7 protein-coding genes are annotated in these 7,544 nt (G+C 63.0%); 5 read left to right on the top strand and 2 right to left on the bottom strand.

The window, feature by feature from the left end; translation table 11 throughout:
• Positions 1-192: 192 nt before the first annotated feature.
• The 4 genes from H6A60_RS10240 (at position 193) to yoaA (ending at position 4,789) form a co-directional block, all read left to right on the top strand.
• Positions 193-846, top strand: a complete 654-nt coding sequence (locus H6A60_RS10240) for a nitroreductase family protein (RefSeq protein WP_205104247.1) — start codon at positions 193-195, stop codon at positions 844-846.
• A gap of 28 nt (positions 847-874) precedes the next feature.
• On the top strand, positions 875-1,525 hold the full coding sequence (locus H6A60_RS10235) for a nitroreductase family protein (protein WP_205104245.1): 651 nt from the start codon (positions 875-877) through the stop codon (positions 1,523-1,525).
• A gap of 82 nt (positions 1,526-1,607) precedes the next feature.
• Positions 1,608-2,696, top strand: coding sequence for a hypothetical protein (locus H6A60_RS10230; protein WP_205104243.1), 1,089 nt, complete (start codon positions 1,608-1,610; stop codon positions 2,694-2,696).
• An 11-nt stretch (positions 2,697-2,707) separates the two neighbouring features.
• Positions 2,708-4,789, top strand: a complete 2,082-nt coding sequence (yoaA, locus tag H6A60_RS10225) for a DNA repair helicase YoaA (RefSeq protein ID WP_205104241.1) — start codon at positions 2,708-2,710, stop codon at positions 4,787-4,789.
• 86 nt (positions 4,790-4,875) lie between these two features.
• Here the strand turns inward: yoaA and rlmD are convergent, their stop codons facing one another.
• Together rlmD and H6A60_RS10215 are read right to left on the bottom strand one after the other, a co-directional pair.
• The gene (gene rlmD / locus H6A60_RS10220) at positions 4,876-6,363 is read right to left on the bottom strand and encodes a 23S rRNA (uracil(1939)-C(5))-methyltransferase RlmD (protein WP_205104239.1); all 1,488 of its coding nucleotides are present in this window, start codon (positions 6,361-6,363) and stop codon (positions 4,876-4,878) included.
• Positions 6,363-7,187 carry a 4Fe-4S binding protein gene (locus H6A60_RS10215; protein WP_205104237.1) on the bottom strand — a complete coding sequence of 275 codons (825 nt, stop codon included), beginning with the start codon at positions 7,185-7,187 and terminating at the stop codon, positions 6,363-6,365. The genes rlmD and H6A60_RS10215 overlap by 1 nt, the downstream gene beginning before the upstream one ends.
• Here H6A60_RS10215 and H6A60_RS10210 point away from each other — a divergent pair.
• On the top strand, positions 7,186-7,386 hold the full coding sequence (locus H6A60_RS10210; protein ID WP_205104235.1) for a hypothetical protein: 201 nt from the start codon (positions 7,186-7,188) through the stop codon (positions 7,384-7,386). The two genes, H6A60_RS10215 and H6A60_RS10210, sit on opposite strands and share 2 nt — an antisense overlap.
• Positions 7,387-7,544 lie beyond the last annotated feature (158 nt).

Raw genomic sequence — 7,544 nt, 5'->3', positions numbered from 1 at the left:
CGTGGAATGGAAACAACCGTACGGCGCCAGGCTCTTGCCAAGAGTGCGAATAAATGCCCTCCATTCCGGGGTTGAACCGCCCTAAAGAATGGAAATGGAACCGGTAGATTTAACCGGTTTCGGGGAACGGTGTGCTTCGGGCGTTTTTCTCGCGCCGCTCAATTGAAATGTTCCACCTCGGAGGGCAAAACAATGAAGGAACAGTGCATGCTCGACATTGCCAAGTCGCGTTTTACGACGAAGCACTACACGGGTGAAAAGATTCCCCGTGAAGATCTCGACGCCATTTTGGAGATCCTGCGCCTTTCGCCCTCATCGGTGAATTCGCAGCCATGGCATTTCTTTGTCGCGTCGAGCGACGCGGCGCGCGCCAAGATTGCGCCCGCCTTCGCCGACTTCAATCAGGCGCGCGTGACGCTCGCGAGCGACGTCATTGTCTTTGCCGTGAAGACGGGCCTTGACGAAACGCATCTTCGCCGCGTTCACGAGAAGGAGCTCGCCGACGGGCGGTTTGCCGGTATCGAAAATCAACCGAATCTTGACGCCGGGCGCCGCCACTTCGTGGGGCTGCATTCCGACACGCTCGAGCATGCGATCGCTTGGGAAACCCAGCAGACCTACATTGCGCTCGGCTTTGCGATGTACGCGGCTGCCGGCATGGGCATTCACTCGACGTGTCTCGAGGGGGCGGACTTTGAGAAGCTCGACGAGATTCTCGGTCTACACGAGAAGGGGCTGAAGTCCGTTGTTGCGCTCTCGCTAGGCCGCGGCAAGCCCGACGACTCGAACGCCGCGCGTCCGAAGTCGCGGCTCACGCCCGAAGAAGTGACGAGCGTCATCGACTGATTTTTTCTTTTTGAATAGGACAAGCGCCATGCGAACGATGCTCGATATTGCTCGGGCGCGCTACACGACAAAGCACTACGATGCCGAGAAGCCCCTTGAGGACGAGAAACTTGAGGCGCTCCTCGAAGTGCTGCGTCTTGCGCCCTCGTCGGTCAATATTCAGCCTTGGCACTTTTACGTGATCAAGAGCGAGGCGGCGCGCGCCGCACTGATGCCGGCAGTCAAGGACTTCAATATCGAGCGCGTTCGCGAGGCAGCTGCCGTTATTGTCTTTGCCGTCGAGCGCGGCATTTCGAGCGACGCATACCTCGAAAAGCTGCTCGCGCAGGAGTTCGCCGACGGCCGCTACGGAGCGGGCGCGCCCGTCGAAGGCCTCGACAAGCTGCGCCGAACGGCCGTGCGCGCCTACTGCGGCGGTCCGGATGCAGGCGAGCGCTGGGCGAGCGAACAAGCGCATATCGCGCTCGGCTGCCTCTTGATGGCGGCCGAAGGCATGGGTGTCGACACGACGACCTTGGGCGGACTCTACTTTGAGAAGATCGACGAGATATTCGGCATCGCCCGAGCGAATCGCAAATCCGTTGTCGCCGTTGCGCTCGGATATCGTGCGGCCGACGACGCGAACGCTGCGCGCCCGAAGAGCCGCTTCCCGCGCGAAGCGGTGACGACTGTGCTCTAATCTCCTTCAAATCGCATTTGAACCTTCGGGCGGCGACGGCGCGAAAGTGCTCGCTTGGGCCGCCCGTCAAACACAGCCATTCATGACAACTGCCTCGAACGCTTGGCGCCGATGCGCCGTCGGTCTTCTTTGCTGTACCCTTTTTGCCGCTGCGGGGAGCGCTGCAGCGCGAACGGCTGAAGAAAAAGCCGCCATTGAAGCGCGTGCCGAAGCCGCGCAGCGCGTGCTCGAAGACACGCGCTTTTACGAAGAATGGGGCAAGCCCGGTCGCATTCGTACTGCAAAGGATGCCGACGAGGCGATTCGCCGCGGCAACGACGCGCTTGACGACGTGGATGCCGCCTTCGAGGACGTGAAAGACGCCTGCATGCTGCGCTTTCTCGTCAATAGCTGCATCGGTGACGCGAAAAAGCTCTCGAACGAACGTCAGCGCGAGATTCGCAGCGTGATCGTGACGGCCGAGGAATTGAAGCGCAGCATCCGTACGCGCTCGATCGAAGAGCGCCGCGCCAAGGCTGAGAGCGCGCCGAAAAAAGCGCCGTTAGACATTCGTCCGAAGGAAGTGAAGAAGGAGCGACCCGAACCGATGCGCATCGCGCCAAAAACCGTAAAGGAAAAGAAGGCGCCGCTCGATGTGGCGCCGAAGTCGGTGAAGGCGCCCTCCGAACCCGTCGACTGGAAGCCGCGTGAGCCGCGCGAAGCTTCTGCGCCCATCGATTGGACGCCGAAGGAAGTGCGCGAACCCTCTGCACCCTCGGGTCTTAAGCCCAAGGAAGTTCGCGAGCCCTCTGTGCCTACGGGGATTGAACCCAAGCGCGTGAAGCCCGCAAGCGAACCCACGGGGCTCGAGCCGAAGTCGGTGAAGACGCCTTCGGCTCCGGCCTTTGCGCCGAAGGCCGAAGACAAGGCCGAGAAAGACGTCGACGCCGCAGCTTCGCCCGAAGCGCGCCGCGCCGAGCTCGAGCGCGCCAACGAAGCGTACTACGAGGCCAAGCAGGCCGAGGCCGCCCGCCGCCTTGAGGAGGCGGAAGCACGTGCGCAAAAGCGTCGAGAAGAGCGCGAAGCCCATCAAAAGAAGCTCGAAAAGAGTCTCGAGGAACGCGTCGAAGCGCAGAAGCGCTACGAAGAGAGCCAAAAGAACAAGGACTCCGGCTTGGCGAAGTTCTTCTGATGAGTGCGACCATGCAGCGAAAATCGCCGAAGTGGCCGCAGCTTTTTGATGAGAAGCGCTCGCTCGAAGCGCGCGTTCGCGAGGTCTTTGCGCCGCAGGGGCCGCTTGCGGCGGCAAGCGCGCATTTCTGCCGCCGCGAGGGACAGGTCGAGTTTGCAGCCGCAGTCGCGCGCGCGCTCGAAAAGAAGGAGAGCCTCATCGCCGAAGCCGGGACCGGCACCGGGAAGACGTTTGCGTATCTGACGCCCGCGATTCTCTCGGGGGCGACCGTCATCATTTCGACGGCGGGGAAATCCCTCCAGGATCAGCTCTTTCAAAAGGACATTCCGCAGCTCTCGCGCGCCCTCGGAATCAACGTGCCCGTGGCGGTGCTCAAGGGCCGCGCCAACTACGTCTGTCATTGGCGCCTGGAGCGCGTGCGCGAAGAAGGCTGGTTTCCGGAAAAGGATTCCTACAAGCGCTTTCGCGAGATCGAGCGCTTTGCGGCGGTTTCCGCAACGGGCGACCGCTCGGAGCTGCCCTTCGTGCCCGAGGACGACCCGCTCTGGCCCATGGTGACGAGTACGCGCGAGACGTGTCTCGGCAGCGAAAAGTGTCCCTACTACAAGGACTGCTTCGTGCGCGCCGCGCGCGAAAAGGCGCTCGCCTCCCAAGTGGTTGTCGTCAACCACCATCTCTTTTTGAGTTCGATCGCGGTTCGCGAAGAGGCCAAGGGCAAGATCGACGGACTGCTGCCGAAGGCGGCGCTCACCGTGATCGATGAAGCGCATCAGTTGCCCGTGATCGCCTCGGACTTTTTCGGCACGAGCTTTTCGACTTTCCAGCTCCTCGAGATTGCCGAGAAGGCCCGCAGCCTCGGGCGCGGCTACATTCCCGACGGTGCGGACTGGGAAGCGGTCTATCAGGCGGTCTTGAAGCCCGTCTACGATCTGCGCCTTGAAGTCGTTGCGCTCGGCCTAAAAGAGGGCGATCGGCGTGCGGTGAAGACGATTGAGCATTTCGGTTCGCTTGAAACCGTCATGCTCGACGCGCAGGCAGGCCTTAGAAAGCTCATGCAGACACTCATCGCCAACGACGGCCGCAACGACGAACTCGATTTGCTGCGCGCTTACGCCGACGAAGTCTTTCAGGAGTTCGAAGCGTGGCTCCCCGTGGTCGCCGCCTACGCGCAAGCCGAGAAGGCGGAGGCTGAGCCGCCCGCGGACCCGAACGGCATGGTGCGCTGGCTCTCGATGGCGGGCACGAGCGTGCGCTTCAATACGACGCCGCTCTCCTTTGCGATGCAGTTTCGCGATATGCGCGAGAAGCAGGGCGGCGCCTGGGTCTTCACGTCGGCAACGCTCTCGGCGGCGGGTGACTTCCGGCACTTTGAAAACGAAATCGGTATGACGGACGCCGAAGCCCACACGTGGAGCAGCCCCTTCAACTATTGGGAGCAAGGGTGCTTCTACCTGCCGGCGATGCCGCCCCCCGTCAACAACCCGACCGAGCATGCTTCTCGCATGGTCGATGCCGCTTGGCCGCTCTTAAACGCGGCGGGCGGAAAGACCTTCTTTCTCTGTACGTCGCTCGCGGCTGTTTCGGCGGCCGCCGAGCGCCTGCGCGAGAAGCTCGACGCCAACGGCAACCCCTATCCGCTCCTCGTGCAGGGCGAGATGCCCAAAGCGGCGCTCATTGAGGAGTTTCGGCGCTTGGGCAATGCCGTACTTGTCGGCTCCATGAGCTTCTGGGAGGGCGTTGACGTGCGCGGCGACGCGCTCTCGCTCGTCGTGATCGACAAAATTCCCTTCAGTCCGCCCGACGATCCGGTCTTTGCCGCGCGATCGGACGCCATTCGCGCCGCAGGGGGCAATCCCTTCGTGAGCCACGCGCTCCCGGAGGCGATCATTTCTCTCAAGCAGGGCGCCGGGCGCCTCATTCGTTCGGAAACGGACCGCGGCGTCTTTATGCTCTGCGACTCGCGCGTCGCGGAAAAGTTCTACGGCAAGAAAGTGCTCTCGAGCCTGCCGGATTTCTACAAGACCCGGCGTCTCGAAAAGGCGCTCGAATTCTTCCTCAATCCCGAGGCCTGGCACGCGGGGCTTTACTGCTGAAGTTCTTGTTCATAGCAAAAGCGCTCTTTTTCGGTCGGTTCGGCCGAAAAAGAACGCTTGCTTCTTTGGGACGTCGGCTGTCTGCGTTAAGTGTCGCTTTCGCCCGCTTCCTTCACGAAGAGCCCGACGGCTTCAATGTGAAGTGCGCCGGGGAAGAGATCGACGGCCTCGACGCGAACGAGGCGGTAGCCGAGCGCAGCAAAGCATTTCGCGTCGCGAACGAAATTTTTCGGTCCGCAGGCGACGTAGACGATGCGCTCGAGCCCGATGGCGGCAAGTGCCTGCGCCACACCGGATGCAAGTCCCTTGTAGGCGGGGTCGACGATCGCTTTTGTGAAGCGCGAGGCGGCCGCTTCGGCGCGAAAAGCGTCGGATGCGAGCACGCTTTCGACGGGGCCGCAGAGAAAGCGTGCATTTTGAATGCCGTTACGCCGTGCGTTGACTTCGGCACAGGCGACCGAAGGCGCGACGATTTCTATCCCGAGCGCGCGGCGGGCGCGCTTGGCACCCAAGAGCGTGATCGTGCCGATCCCCGAATAGAGGTCGAGAAAGCCGTCTTCGGGGCTGAGTTCAAGGAGCGAGAACGCCCGCTCGTAAAGTCGAGGCGTCTGCGGTGTGTTCACCTGCAGGAACGTTTCGGGACGCACTTCAAACGAGAGGCCTTCGAGCGTCGTTTCGATCGCTTCACGCCCTTCAATGACGTGCGTGGCGCCTTCCTCAAAGCCGAGCACGGCATTGCCGGGGTTCGGGTGCACGTTGAAGGACAAATGTTCGAGGGGAAGCGCCGCGAAAGCCGAACGAATGCGTGCAACAGCGGCTTCCGAGGGCCGCTCGCGCAGGACGAGCGTCACGAGCCGTTCGCCTCTTGTCGCGCCGGCAGCAGGCGCGCCCTCGCGCATGAGGAGCGCGCGCACCGATCCCGTGCCGCTCGATTCGTCGTAGGGCGCGAAAAGGTCCTCTTCGCCGGCCGCAGGCGTGTCCATGAGCGAAGCGCCTATGCGTGCGGCTTCGTGCATCCAGGCGGGCGCAAGCGGGCAGTCTTCCGCGGGGACCACCTCGTGGGTCCCGGCGCGAAAGAATCCGAAGCGGCCCCGGCCGTTTGGCGCGCTCTCTCTGCACGGATAGAGCACGGCTTTGTTTCGAAAGCCCGTCCGCGCAGCTTCGGGCTGCTGAAGGGGCTCGGTGCAAAGCGCGTCCGCGTCAAAGCCCGCAGCGGCAAGTTCGTCCTTCAATAGCTGCCGCCACTTGAGCTCGATCTCCGCGTCGTAGCGCAAACACGCCATCGGGCAGCCGCCGCAGCGACCGGCCTTGGCGCAGCGCTCAAGGGGCGAAGCGCCTCTCAAAGGACTCTTTTCGAGAATGCGCACCTCACCCTCGGCAAGACCACGTCGACCGCCCGGCATGGGGGGACGCCAGTCGAACGCGGCGCGGTCGCCGGGGAGCGCGCCGGGCACCACGACTTCGAGCCCTTCGATCTCAACCGTACCCGCGCCCGTGGGCGCAAGCCCCGAGAGGCGGACGTCATCGGCGCGGCGCAGTGCGGGTACGCGCACTTCTCTCGTCTTTTTAGCCATCAGAGGAACACTTCCGGCTTCTTCGGTTCGGTGTTCGCGGCGGCAATCTGCGCCATACGCGCGGCGATGCCCGAGGCAAAGGGCTCGGGATAGTTGCGCGCGCCGTTAGGACAGGCCGTGATGCACGCGCGGCAACCGAGGCACTCTTCGGGTTCCGTCACAGTAAAGTCCATCGGATCGATGATGCCCGCGGGACACTTTTCCGCGCACGATCCGCAGCGGCAGCAGTCCTTGGGGTCAAGCACGCGCGGCGGCGTCGGGATGACGCCGTAGGGATGCATTTCGCCTTCGCCCGGCAGCTTCACGGCGAGCATCGCTTCGTCGCCCGCGTCGGCCGCCGCTTTGAGCTTCTTAGCGAGGTCGACGAGGAACTTGCCCATCAGGGCTTCGTCGGCGTCGTCGGGGCGACCTGCGCCGAGCGAGGGCCACTGCGAATGGCGCGCGATGAAGGCGGCGCCTGCGGCAACGGTAAACCCTTCTTCGGTCATGAGAGCGCCGAGCTCGCGCAGCGCGTCGTCATAGTGGCGGTTGCCGTAGACCGCAACAGGCACGCCGACGGCGCCTTCGGCAGCGAGTCCGCGGAAGCCGCGCAGAATCGCGGGCATGCGTCCGAAATAAACCGGTACGGCAAAAAGTACGACCGCATCGGGGCCGAAGCGCTGCACGCCCGAACGGTCTTCCGGAAGCGTCAGGTCGTGCTCGAAAAGCGCAAAGCCCGGGAGCGCCGTGCGTGCGGCGGCTAAAAGGCGGCGCGCCACGCGGCGCGTGCCGCCCGTGGGCGAAAAATAGACGACGTGAAGCGCTTTCGGATGTACTGGGGTCATGATCCGTTCTTCCGTGAGAATGAGGGAGTGGGAAAAGAGTGCCTTCATTGTACGCGTGCGGCCGCGGCGGTCTTTTGCAGGCGATCCTGCGCTCGATCTCGTGCCGATCCTGCGCGCCGATCTTGGCGATTATGCCGATCGGTTGCCAGCGGGGCCAGACTTCAAATGGACTCGTTCTTGCGATGAATTCAAGCGATAAACGGCAGCATGGCGCGAAGACGGCGAACCGTTGAGACGGATTCCGTCATCATTGGCCGGGCGGCTCCGCAGCCGGGCGCCGGCGCTTCCGGAAAGTTTCGTTTGGCATGGACTGGCTTCGACACTTATTACCGGCACGAACGCCGTAGCGCACATCAT

The sequence above is a fragment of the Sutterella massiliensis genome, from assembly GCF_016899755.1.
GTDB lineage: Bacteria > Pseudomonadota > Gammaproteobacteria > Burkholderiales > Burkholderiaceae_F > Sutterella > Sutterella massiliensis.
The sequence above is the reverse complement of the archived record's forward strand: the minus strand, read 5'-3'. Positions and strand labels throughout refer to the sequence as shown.

Bases quoted from the DNA above. Each gene is read 5' to 3' on its own strand.
- H6A60_RS10240 (WP_205104247.1), top strand. From the start codon at position 193: ATGAAGGAACAGTGCATGCTCGACATTGCCAAGTCGCGTTTTACGACG.
- H6A60_RS10235 (WP_205104245.1), top strand. From the start codon at position 875: ATGCGAACGATGCTCGATATTGCTCGGGCGCGCTACACGACAAAGCAC.
- H6A60_RS10230 (WP_205104243.1), top strand. From the start codon at position 1,608: ATGACAACTGCCTCGAACGCTTGGCGCCGATGCGCCGTCGGTCTTCTT.
- yoaA (WP_205104241.1), top strand. From the start codon at position 2,708: ATGCAGCGAAAATCGCCGAAGTGGCCGCAGCTTTTTGATGAGAAGCGC.
- rlmD (WP_205104239.1), bottom strand. From the start codon at position 6,363: ATGGCTAAAAAGACGAGAGAAGTGCGCGTACCCGCACTGCGCCGCGCC.
- H6A60_RS10210 (WP_205104235.1), top strand. From the start codon at position 7,186: ATGATCCGTTCTTCCGTGAGAATGAGGGAGTGGGAAAAGAGTGCCTTC.
- H6A60_RS10215 (WP_205104237.1), bottom strand. From the start codon at position 7,187: ATGACCCCAGTACATCCGAAAGCGCTTCACGTCGTCTATTTTTCGCCC.